A 20341-nucleotide genomic window follows, 5' to 3' on the forward strand; every position below is an offset into this window, starting at 1 on the left:
GGACCGGGCGACGGTCCTGGCAGTTCATGACCGTCGCCCACGGCTCCGGCGTCCCAGGAGCCCGGGATGTCACTGCGTGAGCAGCGACGCCGCCTTGATCAGAGCCGGGTCCCGGCCGGCGGACAGGTCCGCCGCGGTCAGCGGGGCGTAGTGGTCCGGGGGGACGCCGACGCCGTCGATGAGCTCACCGTTCGCGCCGATCACGTGCTGCGAGGGCATGCGGATCATGCTGCCGTCGTTCAATGCGTACAGCAGGGCGGGGCCGGCGTTGACGCCTGCGGTGCGCGTGCCGATGAGGGCGCCGAGATCCAGGTCCTTGACACCGGTCGCGAACACCTCGCAGGCGGAGGCACATCCGTCGTCGGTGAGTGTGACCAGTGGCAGGTGCAGCAGCGGAGTGCTGTCGTCGACGCGTTGAGGGACGCAAGCGCCGTCGGCGTCGCAGAACGACACCACTGTGGCGCCGTGGACGAAGGCCCCCAGCAGGACGTTTCCTTCCTGGGCGACTCCGCCGTGGTTGCCGCGTACGTCGAGGACAACGCCGGTGATCTTGGTGGGTGTGGTCGCCTGCAGGCCGGCGACAGCCTTGAGGACGTCCTCGGCGACGCCCGGGTAGAAGGCGGTGAAGCGGATGTCGGCGATACTGCCGTTGATCAGATGAGCGTCCACTTGCGGCTGTGGCTGCGAGGGCAGCGCGCCGGGGACGAGGCGCACGTGCCGGGTCCGGCCGGTCACCGGCCTGCGTAGGGTGATGGTCACCGAGGTGCGCTGCGGATACGCCGGGTGGAGCAGGTCCACGACCCCGGGGTTGAGCTTGCCGCCGGTGAAGACCGGGACGCCGTCGACCGACTCGACGACGTCGCCCGGCTTGAGTCCGGCCGCCGCGGCGGGCGTGCCCGAGCCGACCGCGGTGAGGAAGAGGGGCCCCGTGAAGTCCGGTGCGGTCTCGGCCGGCGGGCTGGTCATATTCAGGCTGATGCCCAGGCCCCACGTGGGTGCGCCCGCCGTGGGGCTGCCTGTCGTCCCCGGGCTCACATACCCGGCGTGGTTGTCGTGAAGCGCGGCGAGCATCCCCTGGATCGCGGCGAGCGCGAGGGACGAGCGCAGCGTCTGACCGCCGTCCGATCCCACGGCCGGGCTTGAGACGGGCAGCGCGGACAGCACCGTCTGGAGCCGCCCGGCGAAGCGTGACCAGTCCTCGCCTCGGTCGCCGGTCAGCGCCGGCAGTACGGCGTCCGGCTGGTCGAGCCCACGCTTGCGCAGCTCCTTGACGACGGCCTGGAAGGCGTACTGCAGCAGCGGGCGGTCGTCGAGTCGCGAACCGCCGTAGTAGTTGCCGAAGATGCAGTAATACGCCTGCTCTACCGTGCTGACCGATGTCGGGACCGGCTCTTGCGTGGGGGGCTGCGGCTGGGCCGGGTTCTGCCGTTCGCAGGCGGCGGGCCGGTCGGCGGCGGTCGTGGCGGTGGCCGGGGGGTCGGCGAAGGCCGTGATGCGGGTGACGAGGACGCTCCCGGCCAGGACTGCGGCCCCGGTCGCAGCCAGCATGCGTCGCTTGCTGGTCAGGCCGGGGCGGCGGTGGGGGGACGGGCGGTGCGTCGGCCTGCCGGCGGGTGTCTCGGGCGCGTTCCGCGTGGCGGGCGTGTCGGCGGCGAGGGCCGGGCCGGAGGGCGTGTCGTTGCTCTTGCGGTTCATGCGGAGTGCTCCTGGACTCGACGTCATTCGTAGGGGGTCGACGCCACCGCGTGCGGTGCGGTGGGTGTCGGTCGAGTTCTACAGAGCAGGCGGTTTCACGACGGTTGCGCTGCCGGCCCGACAGCGGTGGGGAAGGCGATGGTGACGACCAGTCCACCGCCGGGCCGCGCGGCCGCGGTGAGCGACGCGTCGTGCGCGGACGCGATGGCCGCGACGATGGACAGGCCCAGGCCGAGACCCTCTGAAGAATCGTTACGGGATGAGGAATCGATACGGGAGCCGCGGGCGGCACGGGCCGGGTCGAGGCGCTGGAAGGGCAGCAGGATGCGCTCGACGGCGTCCTCGGGCACGGTGGGGCCTGTGTTGGCGACGGTGAGGACGGCGCGGCCCGCCGTCGTTGCTGTGCTGACCTCGACGTGCCCGCCGGCCACGTTGTAGCGGATCGCGTTGTCCAGCAGGTTGGCGATCAGGCGCTCGGCGAGTGCACGGTGGCCGGACGCCAGGGCCTCGCCCGCTGACGGATGAAGCGTCACCCGCCGCTCGCGTGCGTCCGTACGGCGTCCGGCGACCGCCTCCTCGACCAGAATCGCCAAGTCGAACCGGCGGCGCACGTCGATGCCTGCATGGCCGCGGGCGAGGGTGAGCAGTGCTTCGATGAGCCGCTCCTGCTGGTCGCCCGCGGCGAGTATCCGTTCGTGTGCGCCGCGCAGCGACTCCACGGTCGGCTCGGGGTCGGCCAGCGCGACCTGGCCCAGCACACGCTGGCGGGCCAGAGGCGTACGCAGCTCGTGCGAGGCGTTGGCGACGAACTGCCGCTGTGCCTGGAACGATGTGTCGAGCCGGCCCAGCAGCGCGTCGAACGTCTCGCCCAGTTCGCGTAGTTCGTCCCGCGGGCCGTTCAGCGCGAGCCGCCTGTTCAGGCTGGTGGCCGAGATGTCCCGCGCGGTGGCGGTGATCGTCCGCAGAGGGCGCAGGATGCGGCCCGCCACGATCCAGCCGAGCAGCACGGACGTCAGGGACATCAGGCCCAGGGCGATCCCGGACTGAACCAGCAGGGTGTGCAGCAGGTCGGACTTCTGACGGCCCACGGTCCGCTGGACCACCTTCTGCAGGGAGTCGTCATCCAGGGGCGCCGTCGGAACGGGCGCCGGATCGGTCCGCGAGCCGGGCGCCTGACCCGAGTATGCGCCTGCGCCGGGCGCCGCGGTCACCGCGTGCTTCACGACGGTCGGCGGGCGGTCGACAGCGCGGGCCACCAGGCCGTACGTGACCGCCAGGAGGGCAACGCCGGACGCCAGGAACAGCCCGCCGTACAGGGCGGCCAGCCGCAGCCGCAGCCGCACCGTACGTCGGGGCGGGCCGGGGCGAACGACGCGGTCGCGGAGTGCGGACAGGACACGAAGCCCGCGAAGTCCGCGCGGGGCGGTCATCGGGGCGCGGGCGGTGTCACGGCGGGTTCTGTCAGCAGTTCCGTGGGGATGTTCGGGCATACGAGTGCAGGGACCTTTCAGGCTGGGCTGCGGGCCGTACTCGCCGGTCCGGAACGGCTCCTCAGATCCGGTAACCGGCCCCGGCCACCGTCTCGATGACGGCCGGCGCGCCGAGCTTGGCTCGCAGCCGGCTGACGGTGATCTTCACAGCGCTGGTGAAGGGGTCGGCGGCCTCGTCCCAGACTCGCTCCAGCAGTTCCTCGGCGGACACCGCGCGGCCCCCGGCGGCCAGCAGCAGTTCCAGGACTCCGAACTCCTTGGGCGTGAGAGCCAGTTGCCGCCCGGCCCGGACCGCGGTGCGCCGCGCGGTGTCCACCACGATGTCGCCGCACCGGACCATGGGCGGCACCGCAGGATGCGCGCGGCGGGCCAGCGCGGCGATCCGGGCCACCAGGACGGGAAAGTCGAACGGCTTCGACAGGTAGTCGTCGGCGCCCAACCCCAGCCCGTCCACAATGTCGTCGGCCGCCGCCGCGGCGGTGAGCATCAGCAGCCGGCTACGGCACCCGGCGTCGATCAGCGCCGCGCACACGACGTCCCCGTGCACTCGGGGCAGATCCCGGTCCAGCACCACCACGTCGTACGCATCGCGGCCGGCCCCCAGCATCCGATCCAGTGCCGCCTCCCCGTCGAACGCCAGATCCACTGCCATCTGCGCACGGCGCAACCCCACGGCCACCACCTGTGCCATCTCCTCGTCGTCCTCGACCACCAGCACCCGCATCCCCCACCGCCCCTCTCCCGTTCGGCCCCAGTGTCCCCGGGAATCCTGTGGAGCGGTTCCGCCGTACGGAACCCGCCGGCAGGGTGGCCATCCAGCGCACACCCATTCTGTCTTCCGCATACCGCGCCTCTGCACCCGCTGCTGGGACTACGCCTGAAACCTGCGCTCGCCAGGTCAGCTGTCACGGTTGAGCGCCAATCGGGGTCTCAAGTCGGCGTAGGCCGGCTCGACACCGTCAGTCGCCGTTGAAGACGAGATACCGGTGGGCCTTGCGCTCGACGTGAGCGGTCAGCGCAAGGATCTGGTGTACCGCCTCGACTTCCTCGGCAGCGGAGCCGTTCGCCAGCCCCCGGAGTTCGGGGATGAGGACTCTGAGCTGCGATCGGTTGAACACGGTGTCGTCGTAGGGATCGACGTATCCGAGCAGGGGCAGGTTCTGGCTCGCCGCCCGTCTGCACAGGTCAGCGATGGATGGATGCACGCACGTGGCTTCGACCGCGCCTGTGAATGTTCGAACCTGAACGCTGATCCCCATGGGGGGCACGCTATCGTCCGCCAGCTGGTGCCGCTGAAGCATTTTCAGAGGTCAGAGCCATTCGTTTGGCGCAGGCACTCCTCGGCTACCACTCCGAGGCCCGCCGGCTGCGCTACGCCCGCAAGCACCTGTGCGGCATGTCGCGCCTGACCGTCCAGCGTTCTGACCTGGCGGGCTGGGCCGGCTACGGCTACTGCGCGGTCCGCTCCCGCTTCTTCTGGGGCCTGCGTCTGTACCTGGTGTGCACGCCGACGGGCATGCCGGTCATGTGGGCGCCGGCCAACCCGCAGTCCCCTGGGGTCGTCCGGGAGCATGTGCAAGCATGCGTCGCAAGGTGGGACAGGGAATCGTCCTGCGCCCTCGGCCGCGGGAGCGCCACGTCCGCGACCTGCACGATCCGGTCAGCAGCGCCTCGGCGGGCAGGCTGTACGCCACCAGCCGCCCCTCGACCCTCGCCTTCGACCCCGCGGGCACGACGTCCGGCCCGGGTGCGGTCGACCCGCTGACCACTTGAGCCGGGGGGTGCTTGGTGCGGCATGAAATCGCGGTGTAACGCCTTCTGTCCTGACTCCCACGTAAAGGGCGTAGGCCCGGGAGGGGCAGTCGAGTCGGGAGAGTGACTCAGTGAACATATCCGCACGTCGCCGGGGCGCCCCAGAGAGAGACCTCGGGGATCTGGAGGCGTTCTACCGGCGGCACGTCGAGGATGTGACTCGCTTCGTGAGCCGTCGTTTCGATGAACCGCACACGGTGGCCGACGTTGTTGCAGACGTCTTCCTCGCTGTCGTCGACTCCGGCGACTATGCCTATCGGTCGGCCGCGCGGAACGAGCGGGCCTGGCTGCGCAGCGCCGTCGCGTCTCCTGACGGGACGACCCCCGCCCCTGCTGCCGCAGCGGCGGCCGGCGCGATCCTTGCCGTTGTGCCCGGTGGGAGCTCTACCCCGGCGTACGCGGTCGAGGCGCAGAAGGGTGGCACCGTGAAGATCACCTTCCACGACGCGTTGAAGGTCATCGATGACCGGGCCAAGATGGGGGCACTGGAGACCGAACTCCGTGCGGCAGGCATCAACGTGGTCGTCGACGCGTCCGCCCCCCACCTGTGTCAGTGAGAGGGGGGTCATCCGGCGTCGTTCAGGACGCCGCCGGGTCTGCCGGGCCACGTACTAGGAATGGGACTGGGAACTACCTCCTCGGTCGTGAGCAACCACAGCGGCACTGTCCGGGAGGGAACCATTGTCCTTCGCCCAGGCAACACTACGTGGATCGCGAGCGGCACCTCGGGCACGGGCGGTCGTCCCTACGGCATCGCGTTTCTGCGGGCGCCGTGCGCGGCCGCGCACGGCGGGCGCTGACCTGGCGGGTCGGCGCCGCCATCGCGAGGCAGGAGGTTCCGCCGCAGACGCCGTGCGGGCAGAGCGAGCGCGGCGTCTGCGGCGGAGTCGCCTCGGACCCGACCGTCTCCCGCCGGATCGACACCTCCGCCGCCTCGGGCGGGAAGGCACTGCAGGCCCTCCATCGGGCACGGGCCGAAGTCCGCTCCCGCGCCCGGTCGCTGGCCGGCACAGACGCTCCCGACCAGAGCGGTGAGGTGACGGTCGATCTGGACGGCGTCCTGGTCCTGGTCCTGGCGCACTTCCGACAAGCAGGACGCGACGGCGATCTGGAGTATTCCGTCGAAATGACGATCATCGCGCTGGATGAGCACGACGGCGACACTGGCGTTGATGACGTGCGGGTGTGAAATGACCCCTGCGACCGCAGGCCGCAGGGGTTCTTGGTGTTCACGGTGTCGGCTTGGTGTTCACGGTGTCGTGGAGAGAACCGGTGTCTTGGCTGGGAGGGAGGGCTGGAAGACTGGCTGCCTGTGACTCACTCTGATCTCGCTCGCCGTATCCATGCTGCCTCCCATCTGACCGGGCAGTTCACCCTTCGGTCCGGACGTACTGCCATGGAGTACTTCGACAAGTACCGGTTCGAGGGCGACCCGGTCCTGCTGGACGAGATCGCCCGGGAGATGGTTCCGCTGGTGCCGCCGGGCACCGAGGTCTTGGCCGGCCTGGAGATGGGTGGCATCCCGGTGGTGACCGCACTCGGCCGACACGCGGGGCTCCCCTGCGCTTTCGTGCGCAAGCAGGCCAAACCGTATGGCACCTGCCGCCTCGCCGAGGGCGCCGACGTCGAAGGCCGCCGGGTGCTGGTCGTTGAGGATGTGGTCACCAGTGGTGGACAGATCGTGCTCTCGACCGCGGACCTGCGGGGTCTGGGGGCTCAGGTGCAGGAGGCTCTGTGCGTGATCGACCGTGAGCAGGGCGGTGCCGATGCCCTCGCGGCCGAGGGCATCGGACTGTTGTCGCTGCTGACGGCCGCAGACCTGCGGGCCGCTGCCGTGTGACCGGCCGGGGATTGAGTCCTTGGAAGTGGTGTAGCGGTGGGACCTGATCCGGGGGTTTGCTCCGGCGTCCGGGTTGGTGCCCGTATAGCAAGACGGCCACCGGCTGATCTTCGAAGTGTCAAGCCTCGAAGGAGATCAGCACGATGACCGCACCTGACAGTCTGCCCCTGCACGCCCTGACCGAGGACAACCTGGCCTCGGCGAGTCCTGACCTGCTGCGTGCGATGGTCAAGACGTTCACCGACGCGCTCATGTCGGCGGAGGCCGACGCGATGTGCAACGCCGAGTACGGGCAGGTCAGCGACGAGCGGGTCAACCACCGCAACGGTTATCGCCCGCGGGAGTGGGACACCCGCGCCGGCACGATCGAGCTCGCGATCCCCAAGCTGCGGACCGGCAGCTACTTCCCGGCCTGGCTGCCGGAACGCCGCCGCCGGGCCGAGCAGGCCCTCATCAGCGTGGTCGCCACCGCCTACCTGCTGGGCGTCAGCACCCGCCGGGTGGAAAAGCTCGCGGAGTCCCTCGGCGTGACGCAGCTGAGTATGTCGCAGGTCAGCGCGATGGCCAAGCACCTGGACGAGCAGGTCACGGCCTTCCGTAACCGTCCGCTGGACGCCGGACCGTATGCGTTCGTCTGGGTCGACGCCCTGACCCAGAAGGTCCGCGAGGGCGGCCGGATCGTCAATGTCCACGCGCTGGTCGCGGTCGGTGTCAACGCCGACGGGCACCGGGAGATCCTCGGCCTGGACGTGGCCACCGCCGAGGACGGTGCCGGGTGGCTGGCGTTCCTGCGATCCCTGACCGCCCGCGGCCTGGCAGGTGTCCAGCTCGTCGTCTCCGACGCCCACACCGGCCTGGTGGCCGCGATCGGTGCGGTGCTGCCCGGCGCGTCCTGGCAGCGCTGCCGCACGCATTACGCCCGCAACCTGCTCTCCCAGGTTCCGAAATCCGCCCAGCCCTGGGTGGCCACGCTGCTGCGGACGGTCTTCGAACAACCCGACGCCGACGCGGTGAAAGCCCAGATGACGCACGTGTTGAACGCCCTGGAAGCGAAGTTCCCCAGGGCTGCCGAGCACGTACGCAACACCGCCGACCGGCTGCTGGACCGCTCCCGCGTGCTCGCCGAGAAGGTCGCCGCCGGGCAGACCGCCGTCGTCGGACTGCGCTACCGCCTGGCCGACGGCAAGGCCCAGCTCGTCGCCAGCCACGGCCTCGACGCGAAAGTACCCGCCGCTTCCTGACCGCAGGGGATCCGCTTGGCCCTCGCACCCAGGGCAGCGGAAGCCCCCCGCCGGTCACCCGGTGTGCCGGGGACCCGCGGCACGGCGGAGCCGGTTGGCGATCGCCGACCCCAGGCCCTCTTCGTCCGGCAAGGACGCGACGATCAGATCGCACCCTTGCCGGTCGAGGTCGCGCAGGAACCCGTACAGCCCGCGCGCGTAGGCGGCCATGGAGCCCGGCACTGTCACCATGGCGTGCACCTTCACCGCCGCCCCGGCGAAGGAGGCAGGGAGAAGGACACCCACGCGGTGCCCGGACTGCTGCGCCAGCTCAGCCTCGGCTGCGACCTTCGCGGGCTCGACGAGGACGACCCGCGCCCGCGGCGCGTAGTGCGACGGGTGCTGTCCGGGCACCCGGACAGGACCCGCCGACGGGACCGCGAGCCGGCGCCCAAGTGCTCCTTCGAGGTCCTCGCGCGTGACCCCGCCGGGCCGCAGGATGCTCGGGGCATCGCCCGTGACATCGACGATGGTCGACTCCACGCCGACTGTGCAGGGGCCGCCGTCCAGGACGAAGTCGACGGCATCACCGAGCTCCGCATGGACGTGGTCGGCGGTGGTCGGGCTGACGGCGCCGAAGCGGTTGGCCGACGGGGCGGTGACACCGCCGCCGAAGGCGGCCAGCAGCGCGAGCGCGACGGGGTGGTCGGGCACCCGCACCGCCACCGTCTGCAGACCACCGGTCGCTTCCAGGGGCACCCGGCGACCCCGCCGCAGGACCAGCGTGAGCGGCCCCGGCCAGAAGCGTTCCGCCAGCAGGCGAGCCGTCTGCGGCACCTCCTCGACCCAGGCATCCAGCATCTCCGCGCCGCCGAGATGGACGATCAGCGGGTGGGACGGGGGGCGCCCCTTCACCTGGAAAATGCGCGAGACAGCCACGGGATCCTCGGCGTTCGCCCCCAGACCGTAGACGGTCTCGGTCGGGAGAGCCACCAACCCCCCGGCGCGCAGCACCCCGGCCGCCTTCTCGATGTCACCAGTTCCCGCCATCACCCTCGCCATCCTAAGCGCACGCCGAGACCGCGGAACCGTCGTCATCGGTGGGGCACCGGCAGCTTGATGCGGGGCTGTTGCGTCACCCGATCGGCGGTTGGGCCGATCCGCCGACGGGTGCGGACGCCGTCAGCAGCCGACGCCCGATGTTGCCGGCGGGGAAGACCCCGGCGCTCCGGGGGAGTAGCGCCGGGACCCCCTCGCCTGAGGATGGCAGAGGTTCGATAACTCACCGGACGCCTCACACCGAACGTCCCTCTATGCGGTGACCGGTGATCCGTTGCTGACGCCCCACGTCACGGGCAAGGGATGTTCGCCCGCACAAGTGCAGCTGCAAGCGCCAGGTCGACCAAGTGAAGATGACGAGGTTTCTCGGGAGAGCGCTACTGCTCCGTCTCGGACAGTGACATGACCAGGTGGGTCCGCTCGGTAGGCCGATGTTGAACGCGGTCTGTTCCTCGCGGGTGCGGATCCGGTAGACGCCTCCGTCGACGGGGACGTGGAACGCGGGACCAGCCTTCCCAGTCGGTGGCGGGGTCGACGCGGTGCTTGCCGCCGTAGGAGACCATGCCGGCGTAGCGGGGGTTGCGGAGCATCTTGTTGACCATGATCGAGGACCAGGTGCGGGCCTCGGGCGGAGGGACCTGGCGCAGGTTGAGGTCGGTGGCGAGGCTGTAGGCGGTCTCGCCGTTCAGGCAGCCGGAGAAGATGTCGCGCACGATTGCCGCTTCGGTGTGGAGGAGCTTGTCCTTGTCCGGGCCTTTGCAGATCCAGCCGTAGGCCATGCGTCCCTGGATGCTGCCTTGCTGGGCCGCGGATAGGTGCATGCGGGCGACGCGGCGGGATGAGTCCTCTGAGGACTTCAGGGCCATCACGCACATCATGCGGGCCATGTGCCGGTCGTTGTCGTTGATCAGGTTCATCCGCCCGCCGGTGGCACCGATCGCTGGGCGCTGGACGTAATCGATGATGTCGATCAGGTCTTCCAGGTCACGCGGCTGCCGGACGAGGCGGTCCAGGGTGTAGAAGCTCACCCCGTCGATGACGCCCGACGCCAGGTCTGCGAGCAACTGGCGGAACTTCGGCCGGATGACGACCCAGTCGATCGACCCGTCCGGTCGGATGACCTTGCGCTTCTTGAACGCCGAGGTGTCCTTCTCCCCGTCGACCCCTGCTTCCAGGCCGAAGGGGTCCGAGGAGATGCGCAGGTACGCCCCGGGGCGCCGCGCCGTGTCTGCGGGGGATCGCGGAACTCAGGGTTCGGTGGAGCCGCGATCCTCCGCTGGGGTCCGTCGCCGTCGCGTGGATACTGGCTGGCATGCGAATCGACTTCGATCCGGACGCCCTGGACCGCAACACCTTCTACCGGCTGCTCACCGCGACGGTCGTGCCGCGGCCGATCGCGTGGGTGTCCACGACGTCGGCGGCGGGCACGGACAACCTCGCCCCGCACAGCTTTTTCTCGGTCTCCTGCGTGAGCCCCCCGGTGGTGCAGTTCACCTCGGTGGGGCGCAAGGACTCGGTGCGCAATGTCGAGGAGACCGGGCAGTTCGTGGTCAACCTGGCGCCCGAGCACCTCTTCGAGGAGATCAACGCCACCGGGACCGAATTCCCGCACGGGGTGAGCGAGTTCGACGAGGTGGGGGTGGCCAGGGAGCCCAGCCTGCGGGTGAAGCCGCCGCGGGTGGCCGCCTCGCCGGTGGCGCTGGAGTGCGAGCTGCACAGCACGGTCAGGCTGGGGGACTCCACCGTCGTCTTCGGGCGGGTCGTGCACGCGGCGGTGTCGGAGGCCGTGCTCACCGACGGGCACCCGGACGTGCACAAGCTGCGGCCGCTGGCCCGGCTGGGCAAGGACGAGTGGGGCACGCTCGGCGAGGTGATGGAGATCAAGCGGATCTCCGTGCAGGAGTGGCAGGAGGGCCGGCGTCGCTGACCGTCGGGTCGTCAGGGGCGCCCGTGCCCGCCGCGGTACGGGAACGGGCGCGGGCGCCCCGGGCGACGACGGCCGCGGCCACCCCGGTGACGCCCAGGAAGCCGAGCGCCAGCAGGAAGACCGGTGAGGTCGGGGAGGCCGCGCGGCTGCCGGCCACCACGTAGGCGGCGGTGTTGGCCGCACTGCCCGCGGCCGTCGCGGTGAGGAAGGGCAGCAGCCGTACCCGGGAGACGGCGGCGGCGTAGTTCGCGGCGGCGAAGGGCACCCCGGGGAAGAGCCGCAGCGCCAGGGTGCTGCGGAAGCCGTGCCTGCTCAGTTGCCGGTCCAGGGACAGCGCGACCCGGCCGCGCAGCAGCGGGCGTACCGCGTCCCTGCCCAGGAAGCGCCCGAGCAGGAAGGCCAGGCCCGCGCCGAGGACGGTGCCGCCGATCGCGGCCGGCAGCCCGGCGTGGATGCCGTAGAGCGCACCGGCGGCCGCGTTGAGCAGCGGGCGCGGTACGAAGGCGACGGTGGCCAGGCCGTATGCGACGGCGAAGAGCAGCACCGCCGTGCCGCCCGAGGTGTGCGGCTGCCAGCCGTGCGCGGTCAGCAGCCGCTGCGGGTGCCAGGCGAGCACCGCCGCCCCGGCCGCCGCGAGCAGCAGCACGAGCAGCGCGAACCTGGCCCACGGCGACAGCAGAGCGCGTGAGCAGCGGACGGCGAGACCTGCGCGGTGCGGCACCCCGGGAGCGTAACCGCTCCGAGGCCGCCCCCGCTCCTGAACGGGCGCCCCGAGGCGCCCCCGACCCCCACCGGGACCACCGCAGCGCGGCCGCACCGCCCGGGGGCGGCGCCGGAGAACGGATCGCCGGGGCGCGGCCCACCGGCACGCCCGGCGCCCGGCGCGCGGCGGAACCTGCCGTACCGGTGCGTCGGCACCCGGACCGAACCTGCGTACCCCCTACGGCCCCTCCACCGCCGCCGACTCCCGGTGTGCGGCGGCCGGGGCAGCGGCGACCGGCGCCGCCGGCGCCGCGCGGTCGCGCCCACCCGCGACGACGGCTATGGCCAGGCCCACCACGGCGAGCACCGCCCCCACCAGCGCGGGCGAGGTCCAGCCCCACCCGGCGGAGATCGCGGCGCCGCCCAGCCAGGCGCCGCCGGCGTTGGCGAGGTTGAAGGCCGAGTGGTTGGAGGCGGAGGCCAGGGTGGGGGCGCGGCGGGCCTTGTTCATGACCAGCATCGTCAGCGGCGTGGTGGTCATGAAGCCGACCGCGCCCAGCACCAGGACGGCGACGGGCGCGGTCGCCTTGGACTGGGCGGCGTAGTGGAAGCCGACCAGGACGACGGCGAGCGCGGCAAGCGAGCCGTACAGCGTGGGGCGCAGGGCGCGGTCGGTGAGCGGCCCTGCGGCCAGGGCGCCGAGCGTCATGCCGATGCCGAAGAGGGCGAGCAGCACCGTGACGGTGCCGTCGGCGTAACCGGTGACCTCGGTCATCATCGAGGCGAGGTAGCTGTAGACGGCGAAGACGCCGGCGAAGCCGAACACCGCGGTGAGCAGCCCGAGCAGCACCTGCGGCTCGCGCAGCGCGCGCAGTTCCTGGCCGACGCCGGTGCGTTCCTCGTCGGGCTCCTGCGGCACCAGCAGGGCGAGCGCGGCGAGCGACAGCAGCCCGATCGCGGTCACCACCAGGAAGGTGGCCCGCCAGCCCAGGTGCTGGCCGAGCAGGGTGGCCGCGGGCACCCCGACGATGTTCGCGATGGTCAGGCCGAGGAACATCGAGGCGACGGCCCTGGCCCTGCGGTCCTCGGCGACCAGCCGGGCCGCCACGACCGCGCCGACGCCGAAGAAGGCGCCGTGCGGCAGTCCGGCGAGGAAGCGCCCCGCCAGCAGCGTGCCGTAGCCGGGGGCGACGGCGGAGAAGGCGTTGCCCGCGGTGAACAGCGCCATCAGGAGCAGCAGCATGCGCCGGCGCGGGATGCGGGCGCCGAGCGCGGTGAGCAGCGGGGCGCCGACGACGACGCCGAGCGCGTAGGCCGAGACCAGATATCCCGCGGTGGGCACCGACGTGCCGAGGTCGCCTGCGACGTCGGGCAGCAGGCCCATCATCATGAACTCGGTGGTGCCGATACCGAAGGCGCTCACCGCGAGGGCGAGGATGGCCAGGGGCATGGAGCTTCCTTCGGGCTGGTGGGGACGGCGGGCCGCCGGTCGGGCGATCTAAGTTCATCCGCGGAACAAATACTCTCACCTCCCCGGTTCCGCCAGGTCACCGGCAGGTGTCCGCCAGGTGGCGGGAGCAGGGCGCCGCCCGCGGGCGCGGAAAACCCTTCGACGCCGCCCCCGCCGCCCGGCATGATCAGTGCCATGTTCCGGCTCGCCTTCCTCGCAGACGCCACCGCAGCAGCGGTCGCGTCGAAGGCTGCCTGCGCCGCCCCGGCCGCAACCGCCGCCCGGGCCGCAACCGCTGCCGCGGCCGCATCCGCCGCCCCGGCAGCCCGGAACGCATCCTTCGACGGCGCCCGACGCTGACCCTCCCCGGACCGACGTCCGGCAGGACCCCGCACGGGGAGGGTCGGCCAGGCCCAGGGGTCCGCGACCGAACCGGCGTCACAGGAGGAGACACCGTCATGTCCAAGCAGGCGTACGTGCGCACCAAGCCGCACCTGAACATCGGCACCATGGGTCATGTCGACCACGGCAAGACCACCCTCACCGCGGCCATCACCAAGGTCCTGGCCGACCGCGGCAGCGGCACCTTCGTGCCGTTCGACCGGATCGACCGGGCGCCGGAGGAGGCGGCCCGCGGCATCACCATCAGCATCGCCCACGTCGAGTACGAGACCGCGACCCGGCACTACGCCCACGTGGACATGCCCGGCCACGCCGACTACGTCAAGAACATGATCACCGGCGCGGCCCAGCTGGACGGCGCCATCCTGGTCGTCTCGGCGCTGGACGGCGTGATGCCGCAGACCGCGGAGCACGTGCTGCTGGCCCGGCAGATCGGGGTGCGGCACATCGTGGTGGCGCTGAACAAGGCGGACGCCGGCGACCCCGAGCTGACCGACCTGGTGGAGCTGGAGGTGCGCGAGCTGCTGAGTGCCCACGGCTACCCGGGCGACGAGCTGCCGGTCGTACGGGTCTCCGGGCTGCGCGCGCTGGACGGCGACCCGCGGTGGACCGCCGCGATCGGTGAGCTGCTGGACGCGGTCGACGCGTACGTGCCGGTGCCGGTGCGCTACACCGACGCGCCGTTCCTGGTGTCGGTGGAGAACGTGCTGACCATCACCGGGCGCGGCACGGTGGTGACCGGTGCGGTCGAGCGCGGCACGGTGGCGCCCGGCAACCGGGTGCAGCTGCACACGGCCGCGGGGGAGGTGCTGACCAGCGTGGTCACCGGCCTTGAGACCTTCGGCAGGCCGATGGACTCGGCGCAGGCCGGTGACAACGTGGCGCTGCTGCTGCGCGGTGTGCAGCGGGGCCAGGTGCGGCGCGGCGACATCGTCGCGGCGCCGGACAGCGTCACCCCGCACCGCCGCTTCACCGCGCGCGTCTACATCGTGCCCGCGGCCGAGGGCGGCCGGCACACCCCGGTCACCACCGGCTACCGGCCGCAGTTCTACATCCGCACCGCGGACGTCGTCGGCGACGTCGACCTCGGCGCGGTGGCGATGGCGCTGCCCGGCGACACCGCCGACGTCACCGTCGACCTCGGCCGGGCGCTGCCGCTGGAGCCGGGGCTCGGCTTCGCCATCCGCGAGGGCGGGCGCACGGTCGGCGCGGGCACGGTGACCGCGCTGCTCTGAGCCCCGCCGCTGCCCGGTACGTTGTCACGTACCGGGCAGCGGCGGGCGGTGGGCGCGGGGCAGGCGACAATGGGCGGGTGGAACAGGACGACGACCGGCCCGAGCCGGTCCCGGTGGTGCGGACCGTCGACTTCGGTACGGCCAGGCTGCTGCCGGACATCGACCGCGACCGGGCCTGGCTGCTCACCGTCGACGGGGCGCCGCAGTCGTACGTGGACCTCGCGGAGCCCGCGCACCTGGAGTTCGAGTACGTGCGGCGCATCGCCTACGCCGTCGAGACCGCCTTCGCGGCCGGACAGGCGCTGGACGCGGTGCACCTGGGCGGCGGGGGGATGACGCTGGCGCGCTGGCTGGGCGTACGGCGCCCCGGCTCGCGCCAGCAGGTCGTGGAAGCGGACCGGGGGCTCGCCGCGCTGGTTGCCGAGGTGCTGCCGCTGCCCGATCCCGCGGTGACCGTGCACACCGCCGACGCGCGCGGCTGGCTCGCGGACGCGGCGGCGGCGTCCGCCGACCTGGTGGTGGCCGACGTCTTCGGCGGCTCCCGGGTGCCGGCCGCGCTGACGTCGGTGGAGTTCGTCCGCGACGCGCTGCGCGTGCTGCGCCCGGACGGCCTCTACCTGGCGAACGTCGCGGACGCCGCACCCTTCGCCTTCCTGCGCTCGCAACTGGCCACGGCACGGGCCGCGCTGGGCGACGGCGACCTGTGCCTGCTGGCCGAGCCCGGGGTGCTGCGGGGGCGCCGCTTCGGCAACGCGGTGCTGGCCGCCGCCCGCGGCCCACTGCCGGTCGAGGCGCTGTCCCGGCTGTGCGCCGCCGACGCCTTCCCCGCCCGCGTCGTCCACGGCGCCGACCTCGTACGCCTGACCGGCCGGGCGCAGGCGGTGACCGACGCCTCCGCGACCGCCTCGCCCGCGCCCCCGCAGGGCGCCTTCACGGTCGGCTGACCGCGGCAGGGCTCACCGCGCCGGGCCGCTCACCGTGCCGTCATGGGCCGGGGCGGGCACCGGGGCCGCCACGGGCGGTGCTGCGGCCCGCTCCATCCGCCGGACGTCGGGCAGCAGCAGGACCGCCAGGGTCAGCAGGACGATCAGCCCGGCGGAACCCCACAGCGCACCCGCCCGCCCGAAGGCCGAGGCCGCAGGCCCCGCGAGCGCCAGCGCGACCGGGGACAGCGCGACCGAGCCGAGCCAGTCGAAGCCGGACACCCGGGACATCAACTCCTCGGGGATCTCCTGGTGCAGCGCCAGCATCCAGTTCACCGCGAAGACCTCGATCGCCACGCCCCCGGTGAACATCACCGCGGCCAGCGCCCACGCGGGCAGCACCAGGGCCAGTGCCACCGCGGGCAGCGCCAGCGGGAGCACCCCGAGCGTGCCGACCAGCAGCATCCGGCGCGGGCGCCAGCGCATCATCAGCACCGCCCCGCACGCGGTGCCGACGCCGCCCGCGGCCAGTGCGAGCCCCCACGGCCCGGCGCCGCCGAGCTGCTCCCTGGACACCAGCGGGCCGTAGACCGCCTCGACCGCGCCGAACATCCCGTTGACGACGGAGAACTGCAGCACGATGCCCCACAGCCAGGATGTGGCCGCCACCACCCGCCAGCCCGCGCGCAGTTCGCCGAGCATGCCGCCGGGCACGGACTCCCGCGGGACGTGGGGCACGTCGATGGCGGCCCGCATGGCCGCGGCCGCGGCGAAGCCCGCCGCGTCCAGCGCGAGCACCCAGCCGGAGCCGAAGGCGGCGACCAGTGCCCCGCCCAGCGCCGCCCCGCCGACGTTCGAGGCGTTGGTGGCCAGCCGGTAGAGGGAGAAGGCGGGTCCCGCGTGCGCCGGGTCGACGGTGGACATGACCAGGCCCTGGGCCGCGGGGGAGAAGAAGGCCGCGGCGCCGCCGCCGACAGCCGTCAGCGCGGCCATCTCCCACAGCGTGGCGCGGTGGGTGAGCACCAGGGCGGCGAAGAGCGCCTGCGACACGGCGTTGGCGGTGTTGGCGACGGCCATCACCCGCTGCCGCGGCAGCCGGTCCGCGACCGCGCCTCCGACCAGCAGCAGCACCACCATCGCCAGGGTGCGGGCGGCGGCCACCAAGCCGACGTCGGTGGCGCTGCCGCCGGACTCGATCACCGCGAAGGCCGCGGCGATGGTGGCGCCCGAATTGCCGATGCCGGTGACGAACGACGCGCCCACCAGCAGCCGGAAGTTCCGCCCGGCCCACGGCGGGAGGCGCAGCCCGCGCCTGTCGTCGTGTTCTCTCACCAGGGGACTATCGCCGACACCCGGCGTCGTGCCAACCGGTTATCGGACGCCGTCGGCCCACCAGCGCACGCGGGCGCCCGCGCGGCGGCGGCCCCCACCGCGGGGAGGCCGCACCCGCTCACTTCTTCATGGGCCGGATGGAGCTCTTGATCTTGTCGATCACGGACTGGGTGATCTGGTCGGGCACGCCCTGCCGTGCCCACAGCACCCACACCACCGGGGTCGGCTTGGCCTGGGCCGGGTCGAGCCAGGCGACGGCGTAGGCGATGCCGTTGGACGAGCACTTGTTGGCCTTGGGGACGGCGGTCATGGTGGCCTGCGCCTGCCAGCCGGTGATCCCGTAGGCGTTGTGGAAGGCCTTGCTGTTCAGCGCCTTGGAGACGGTGCCCTTGCCGTTCTCCTGGAAGGCCCACTTCGCCCAGGCCCTGGCCTCGTTCTCGGCTGCCGCCTGGATGCTGGAGGCGCCCGCACCGCCCTTGGTGCCGGCGGTCGCACTGGCGACGCTGTTCTTGCCGTCGGTGCAGACGCCCTTCTTGTAGTACGCCGGTGCGCCGACCGCGACCTGCGGCTTGCCGGCGTCGTCGGCGTAGCCGATGCTCATGCTCTCGCTGTCCAGCGTCCAGTCGGGCGGCACGTCGAAGACCGAGTTGCGCTCCTGGCGCTTGACCGCCTGCCAGCCGGGGATGACCGGCGTGACGTCGTTCGAGCCGGCCGGGCCGCGCGGGTCGTCCTCGCCGCCGTCGGAGCCGCCGTCCGCGCCGGTGTCCTGCGTCGTGGGCGCCGCCGTCGGGGTGGCGGTGGGGGAGGACGTGGTGGCCGTCACACTCGGCGAGGTGGTGTCGTGCGCGTCGGTCTTCTTGTCCTTGCCTGAGACCAGCACCACGGTGACCACCACGGCGGCGATGACCGCGAGCGCCGCGCCGATGGCGACCGCGACGGTCGTCTTGTTCCGGCCGCCGGGCGGCCGGCCGCCGTCGGGCCCGCCGGGCACCGGCGGACCCCACGCCTGCGGGGTCGGGTAGCCGCCGGGCGCCTGGCCGGGGGCCTGGTAGCCGGGCTGCGCGTAGGGCGATCCCGTCCCGTACGGCTGCGTCGGCTGGTACGGCTGCTGCGGCTGCTGCCCGGGCGGGGCCGGCGGCTGCTGCGCGGGCTGGGGGTAGCCCGGCTGCTGGTAGCCGGGCTGCTGCCCGGGCTGGGAGTACGGTCCCGGCGGCGGTCCGTACGGCCCCTGCGGTTGCTGCGGCGAATTGCCCGACGGGTACTGCTGTCCCCCGGATTGGTCCCCGGGCTGCTGCTCTCCTGGCCACATGGCTGGAAACACTAGGGGAGCGGCTGCGGCGGTTCCACGCCGGATCGGCTTACTGGCTGGTAACATGCGGGCATGTCCGAGACGCTGCCCTCGATAGGCGAATTCCTCACGGCCACCGTGCCCATGGTCCGCACCCTGCGCCTGGAGTACCGGGAGACCACGGCGGAACGCGCGGTGCTCGCGCTGCCCGACGACCCCGACTACCACAACCACGTCGCCGGGCCGCACGCCGGCGCGATGTTCACCCTCGCCGAGTCCGCGAGCGGCGCCGTCGTGGCCGCGGCCTTCGGCGACCAGCTCGGCCGGGCCGTGCCGCTGCCGGTGCGCGCCGAGATCGGCTGGACCAAGCTCGCCAGGGGCCCGCTCACCGCCACCGCCGTGCTCGGCCGCCCCGCCGCCGAGGTCGTCGCGGAGCTGGACGCGGGCACCCGCCCGGAGTTCCCCGTCGAGGTCTCCGTGCGGCGCGAGGACGGCGCCGAGACCTCGCACATGACGATCGTGTGGACGCTGCGCCCCAACAGCTGACCTGCACCGGCGGCCGGCCACGGGCGCCGCGACCGGCCGGACTGCTTTGTCCGGCCGGTCGGTTACGCTTCCTGAGGGCGCGCCGGGTGCGCGCCGCCCGAGCGTCGTCGTGGGGAGGGACCGGCTGTGCACGTCCAGGACTGGCTCAACGACGTCCCACCGGTCGCCGTCTACCTGATGGTGGGTCTGGTGGTCGGCCTGGAGAGCCTGGGCATCCCGCTGCCCGGTGAGATCGTGCTGATGACCGCGGCCCTGATGTCCTCGCAGGGACACGCCAACCCCTGGCTGGTCGCCGCCTGTGCGATCGCCGGCGCGGTCGGCGGCGACTCCATCGGCTATGCCATCGGTCACAAGGGCGGCAAACCCCTGCTGGACCGGCTCGGCAGGAGATTCCCCTCGCACTTCTCGCCCGGGCATGTGGCCACCGCCGAGCGCTCCTTCCAGCGCTGGGGCATGTGGGCGGTCTTCTTCGGCCGCTTCGTGGCACTGCTGCGGATCTTCGCCGGGCCGCTGGCGGGCGTGCTGAAGATGCCCTACGGCAGGTTCCTGACCGCCAACGCGCTGGGCGGCATCGTCTGGGCCGGCGGCATCACCGCCGTCATCTACTACGTCGGCCAGGTCGCCGAACCGTGGCTCAAGCGGTTCGGCTACTTCGGGCTCGGGATCGCGGTGCTCTTCGGCATCGGCTCGCTGGTGTTCGTCAAGCGCCGCGCCGCCAAGGTGCAGGCCGAGATGGCCGAGCCCGCGCCGGACGACGTCGAGGTGGCGGTCGCCCAGCCCGGCGAGTGAGCCGCGGGGACGGCCGCCTCCGGGGATGGCGACGGGCGCTCAGGCCCGGCCGTCGCCCACCGCGTCCCTGTGCACCTCGGCCAGCGCCACGTAGTGCTCGGCATTGAGCCGGACCACCGCCCGCTCCTCCTCGGTCAGCTCCCGCCGCACCCGCGCCGGGACCCCGGCGACCAGCGAGCCCGGCGGCACCTGCATGCCCTGCGGCACCAGCGCCTGCGCCGCCACCAGCGAACCGGCACCGATCCGGGCGCCGTTCAGCACGGTCGCGCCCATGCCGACGAGCACGCCGTCCTCGATCACGCACCCGTGCAGCACCGCGTTGTGCCCGACCGTGACGTTCTCCCCGACGACCACCGGGAAGCCAGGGTCGGCATGCACCGAGCAGTTGTCCTGGACGTTGGAGCCCGCCCCGATCGCGATCGACTCGCAGTCGCCGCGCAGCACCGCGTGATACCAGGCGCTCGCCCCGGCGCCCAGCGACACCCGGCCCAGCACCACCGCGGTGGGGGCGACATACGCAGCCGGGTCGATCTCCGGTCGGGTGCCGAGGATGCCCGCGACCAGGGCGCCCGCCGCATGCTGTGGGCCGGCCGCTTCACCCGTACGGTCTGTCATCGCTGTACGCCTCCAT

The 20341-nt window shown here is 72.6% G+C and carries 19 protein-coding genes and 3 pseudogenes; 11 read left to right on the forward strand and 11 right to left on the reverse strand.

Features of this window, described 5'->3' with window-relative positions:
* Positions 1–69: 69 nt before the first annotated feature.
* The 4 genes from JT723_RS21040 to JT723_RS21055 form a co-directional block, all read right to left on the reverse strand.
* Complete coding sequence (locus JT723_RS21040) at positions 70–1695, reverse strand: S41 family peptidase (RefSeq protein ID WP_205046279.1); 1626 nt, start codon at positions 1693–1695, stop codon at positions 70–72.
* A gap of 95 nt (positions 1696–1790) precedes the next feature.
* Positions 1791–3125: a sensor histidine kinase gene (locus tag JT723_RS21045; protein ID WP_205046280.1), complete on the reverse strand. Its 1335-nt coding sequence runs from the start codon at positions 3123–3125 to the stop codon at positions 1791–1793.
* Positions 3126–3246: 121 nt separating this feature from the next.
* A complete protein-coding gene (locus JT723_RS21050; RefSeq protein ID WP_205046281.1) occupies positions 3247–3909 on the reverse strand; it encodes a response regulator transcription factor in 663 nt (220 codons plus the stop codon).
* Positions 3910–4144: 235 nt separating this feature from the next.
* Positions 4145–4444 (reverse strand): hypothetical protein, encoded by a 300-nt coding sequence (locus tag JT723_RS21055; protein WP_205046282.1) that lies wholly within the window; start codon positions 4442–4444, stop codon positions 4145–4147.
* 131 nt (positions 4445–4575) lie between these two features.
* Here JT723_RS21055 and JT723_RS21060 point away from each other — a divergent pair.
* The 6 genes and pseudogenes from JT723_RS21060 to JT723_RS21085 all read left to right on the forward strand — a co-directional run.
* Positions 4576–4734, forward strand: a pseudogene (locus JT723_RS21060) (IS982 family transposase); the annotation flags it as partial.
* 32 nt (positions 4735–4766) lie between these two features.
* Positions 4767–4958, forward strand: coding sequence for a hypothetical protein (locus tag JT723_RS21065; protein WP_205046336.1), 192 nt, complete (start codon positions 4767–4769; stop codon positions 4956–4958).
* A gap of 110 nt (positions 4959–5068) precedes the next feature.
* A complete protein-coding gene (locus tag JT723_RS21070) occupies positions 5069–5554 on the forward strand; it encodes an RNA polymerase sigma factor (protein WP_205046283.1) in 486 nt (161 codons plus the stop codon).
* 323 nt (positions 5555–5877) lie between these two features.
* Positions 5878–6109: pseudogene (locus tag JT723_RS35295) on the forward strand (IS1380 family transposase); the annotation flags it as partial.
* Positions 6110–6393: 284 nt separating this feature from the next.
* A complete protein-coding gene (locus JT723_RS21080) occupies positions 6394–6837 on the forward strand; it encodes an orotate phosphoribosyltransferase (RefSeq protein ID WP_240165938.1) in 444 nt (147 codons plus the stop codon).
* 143 nt (positions 6838–6980) lie between these two features.
* A pseudogene (locus tag JT723_RS21085) lies at positions 6981–7940 on the forward strand (IS256 family transposase); the annotation flags it as partial.
* Positions 7941–8132: 192 nt separating this feature from the next.
* On the opposite strand, the gene JT723_RS21095 reads toward JT723_RS21085, so the two are convergent.
* Together JT723_RS21095 and JT723_RS21100 are read right to left on the reverse strand one after the other, a co-directional pair.
* Entirely contained in the window at positions 8133–9107 is a 975-nt protein-coding gene (locus JT723_RS21095) for an L-threonylcarbamoyladenylate synthase (RefSeq protein WP_240165939.1), read from the reverse strand.
* 386 nt (positions 9108–9493) lie between these two features.
* Positions 9494–10318 (reverse strand): recombinase family protein, encoded by an 825-nt coding sequence (locus JT723_RS21100; protein ID WP_307864009.1) that lies wholly within the window; start codon positions 10316–10318, stop codon positions 9494–9496.
* 110 nt (positions 10319–10428) lie between these two features.
* Here JT723_RS21100 and JT723_RS21105 point away from each other — a divergent pair, with 110 nt between their 5' ends.
* Positions 10429–11043: a flavin reductase family protein gene (locus JT723_RS21105; protein ID WP_205046286.1), complete on the forward strand. Its 615-nt coding sequence runs from the start codon at positions 10429–10431 to the stop codon at positions 11041–11043.
* On the opposite strand, the gene JT723_RS21110 is transcribed toward JT723_RS21105, so the two are convergent.
* Together JT723_RS21110 and JT723_RS21115 are read right to left on the reverse strand one after the other, a co-directional pair.
* A complete protein-coding gene (locus tag JT723_RS21110; protein WP_251513883.1) occupies positions 10997–11764 on the reverse strand; it encodes a TVP38/TMEM64 family protein in 768 nt (255 codons plus the stop codon). The two genes, JT723_RS21105 and JT723_RS21110, sit on opposite strands and share 47 nt — an antisense overlap.
* Positions 11765–11983: 219 nt before the next feature.
* The gene (locus tag JT723_RS21115; protein WP_205046288.1) at positions 11984–13195 is read right to left on the reverse strand and encodes an MFS transporter; all 1212 of its coding nucleotides are present in this window, start codon (positions 13193–13195) and stop codon (positions 11984–11986) included.
* Positions 13196–13653: 458 nt separating this feature from the next.
* Between JT723_RS21115 and tuf the strand changes: the two genes are divergently transcribed.
* A complete protein-coding gene (tuf, locus tag JT723_RS21120; RefSeq protein WP_205046289.1) occupies positions 13654–14832 on the forward strand; it encodes an elongation factor Tu in 1179 nt (392 codons plus the stop codon).
* 77 nt (positions 14833–14909) lie between these two features.
* Positions 14910–15776 (forward strand): spermidine synthase, encoded by an 867-nt coding sequence (locus JT723_RS21125; protein ID WP_206247878.1) that lies wholly within the window; start codon positions 14910–14912, stop codon positions 15774–15776.
* 12 nt (positions 15777–15788) lie between these two features.
* On the opposite strand, the gene JT723_RS21130 is transcribed toward JT723_RS21125, so the two are convergent.
* Together JT723_RS21130 and JT723_RS21135 are read right to left on the reverse strand one after the other, a co-directional pair.
* Entirely contained in the window at positions 15789–17087 is a 1299-nt protein-coding gene (locus JT723_RS21130; protein WP_251513886.1) for an MFS transporter, read from the reverse strand.
* Between the two features lie 118 nt (positions 17088–17205).
* The gene (locus tag JT723_RS21135; RefSeq protein ID WP_205046290.1) at positions 17206–18396 is read right to left on the reverse strand and encodes a DUF8017 domain-containing protein; all 1191 of its coding nucleotides are present in this window, start codon (positions 18394–18396) and stop codon (positions 17206–17208) included.
* A 72-nt stretch (positions 18397–18468) separates the two neighbouring features.
* Between JT723_RS21135 and JT723_RS21140 the strand changes: the two genes are divergently transcribed.
* Both JT723_RS21140 and JT723_RS21145 read left to right on the forward strand, forming a co-directional pair.
* Positions 18469–18921, forward strand: a complete 453-nt coding sequence (locus JT723_RS21140) for a DUF4442 domain-containing protein (protein ID WP_205046291.1) — start codon at positions 18469–18471, stop codon at positions 18919–18921.
* 126 nt (positions 18922–19047) lie between these two features.
* Complete coding sequence (locus JT723_RS21145; protein WP_205046292.1) at positions 19048–19710, forward strand: DedA family protein; 663 nt, start codon at positions 19048–19050, stop codon at positions 19708–19710.
* A gap of 39 nt (positions 19711–19749) precedes the next feature.
* Here the strand turns inward: JT723_RS21145 and JT723_RS21150 are convergent, their stop codons facing one another.
* Positions 19750–20325 (reverse strand): gamma carbonic anhydrase family protein, encoded by a 576-nt coding sequence (locus tag JT723_RS21150; protein ID WP_205046293.1) that lies wholly within the window; start codon positions 20323–20325, stop codon positions 19750–19752.
* Between the last annotated feature and the right edge of the window lie 16 nt (positions 20326–20341).

Origin of the sequence: Actinacidiphila bryophytorum (assembly GCF_016916835.1) — a bacterium.
Lineage (GTDB): Bacteria > Actinomycetota > Actinomycetes > Streptomycetales > Streptomycetaceae > Actinacidiphila > Actinacidiphila bryophytorum.

Bases quoted from the DNA above. Each gene is read 5' to 3' on its own strand.
- JT723_RS21040 (WP_205046279.1), bottom strand. From the start codon at position 1,695: ATGAACCGCAAGAGCAACGACACGCCCTCCGGCCCGGCCCTCGCCGCC.
- JT723_RS21045 (WP_205046280.1), bottom strand. From the start codon at position 3,125: ATGACCGCCCCGCGCGGACTTCGCGGGCTTCGTGTCCTGTCCGCACTC.
- JT723_RS21050 (WP_205046281.1), bottom strand. From the start codon at position 3,909: ATGCGGGTGCTGGTGGTCGAGGACGACGAGGAGATGGCACAGGTGGTG.
- JT723_RS21055 (WP_205046282.1), bottom strand. From the start codon at position 4,444: ATGGGGATCAGCGTTCAGGTTCGAACATTCACAGGCGCGGTCGAAGCC.
- JT723_RS21065 (WP_205046336.1), top strand. From the start codon at position 4,767: ATGCGTCGCAAGGTGGGACAGGGAATCGTCCTGCGCCCTCGGCCGCGG.
- JT723_RS21080 (WP_240165938.1), top strand. From the start codon at position 6,394: ATGGAGTACTTCGACAAGTACCGGTTCGAGGGCGACCCGGTCCTGCTG.
- JT723_RS21095 (WP_240165939.1), bottom strand. From the start codon at position 9,107: ATGGCGGGAACTGGTGACATCGAGAAGGCGGCCGGGGTGCTGCGCGCC.
- JT723_RS21105 (WP_205046286.1), top strand. From the start codon at position 10,429: ATGCGAATCGACTTCGATCCGGACGCCCTGGACCGCAACACCTTCTAC.
- JT723_RS21115 (WP_205046288.1), bottom strand. From the start codon at position 13,195: ATGCCCCTGGCCATCCTCGCCCTCGCGGTGAGCGCCTTCGGTATCGGC.
- tuf (WP_205046289.1), top strand. From the start codon at position 13,654: ATGTCCAAGCAGGCGTACGTGCGCACCAAGCCGCACCTGAACATCGGC.
- JT723_RS21135 (WP_205046290.1), bottom strand. From the start codon at position 18,396: ATGTGGCCAGGAGAGCAGCAGCCCGGGGACCAATCCGGGGGACAGCAG.
- JT723_RS21140 (WP_205046291.1), top strand. From the start codon at position 18,469: ATGTCCGAGACGCTGCCCTCGATAGGCGAATTCCTCACGGCCACCGTG.
- JT723_RS21150 (WP_205046293.1), bottom strand. From the start codon at position 20,325: ATGACAGACCGTACGGGTGAAGCGGCCGGCCCACAGCATGCGGCGGGC.